At 45.3% G+C, this 1,340-nt stretch carries 1 protein-coding gene; it reads left to right on the top strand.

The features are described from left to right. The first annotated feature begins 120 nt into the window (after positions 1–120). On the top strand, positions 121–1,083 hold the full coding sequence (locus AC805_RS14395) for a 50S ribosomal protein L11 methyltransferase (protein ID WP_055076059.1): 963 nt from the start codon (positions 121–123) through the stop codon (positions 1,081–1,083). Positions 1,084–1,340 lie beyond the last annotated feature (257 nt).

Genomic DNA, 1,340 nt, shown 5'->3' with positions numbered 1-1,340 from the left:
CTAAAAAGGAAAGGATTTATATGGTAAGGATGGGCGGCGCTTCGCGCCGCCCATCCTTACCTATTTGGCAATACCGAACTATTTAACACAATTGAGAAAATTGATACTTGTGATGGCAATATGGCTTGGATAGAACTTAATCTCGATACCACCAACGAAGGCTTAGATTGGGTATGTACCTTGCTCGCCAATGCGATCGCGGCTGAAGATCTGCATATCTACGAATCTAGCGATCGCAGTCAAAAATGGACATTTACGATCCAAATGTATTTACTTGAAGATGCCCAAATCCATCAACGTATCGATGCGATCGTCGATCTTCTCAAGCCCTTGCATCGAACGGGTATGACTGACGAACCACAAATCTTTATGGTTGAACAAAGACCGACTAAAGAAGAATCATTCCCAAATTTGGCAAATCCTTTAATTAGAAGAATTGGCGATCGCTTTGTTGTTTTAGACGCTGACTCCTCCTATCAAGCAAGTAATCCGCAGGAAATTGTGCTTCGCCTTCAAAACAGTCTTGCCTTTGGTAGTGGATTGCATCCCGCTACAATCCTCAGCTTGCGATTGCTAGAGCGTCACGTTAAGCCTTCACTTTATGCGTTGGATCTGGGTTCTGGTTCGGGGATTCTCAGCGTAGCACTCGCCAAACTTGGGGCAAAGGCGATCGCGATCGATAACGATCCCGTGGCGGTGGCGGCTACGCAAGATGCTTTGCGGCGCAACCACGTCACGGATCGAGTGACGGCAATGCTTGCCAGCCTTGGCAGTGCCAGCCAATTAGGACATTGGATGGGTGGCGATAGCGTTGCCGTCCCCGCGATCGCGCCCGACCAAAAGTTCGATCTGATCGTGGCAAATATCTTTGCGCGGGTGCATATTTCCCTTGCTGATGAATTTTATAAAACCTTACGTTCCACTCCCAACCATGAGGGAATTTTAATTACCGCAGGTTATACCAGCGATCGTCTTGAAGATGTGACTAACGCGATGGTTGCCGCAGGTTTCTCCTTAGGCGATCGCGAACAGATTGATGAATGGATAGGGTTATCTTTCCGAAAGCCCTGTACCAACTTCTGATTTGGGTAGCCCAATCTCTAATTGCAAGTAGCTAGGTATAAGTACACTTAAAACCAGAGAGAATACCGCCCGCGCAGCGGGCGGTATTCTCTCTGGTTTTGGTTTTTAATTATGCCGAACTACTTAACAAATTTTCAAATATCGCTCAAGCCAAAATTGAGAAAGAAAAGCGATAATGGAAACAATTTACACTATTCAAATAGAATTATAGCTAGTAGCAATTGTTACTAATTAAACTCATGTCTTGACTAGACTAA

Source organism: Pseudanabaena sp. 'Roaring Creek' (assembly GCF_001402795.1).
GTDB lineage: Bacteria > Cyanobacteriota > Cyanobacteriia > Pseudanabaenales > Pseudanabaenaceae > Pseudanabaena.
Note: the sequence above shows the minus strand (reverse complement) of the source record. Positions and strands in the feature narration are given on the sequence as shown.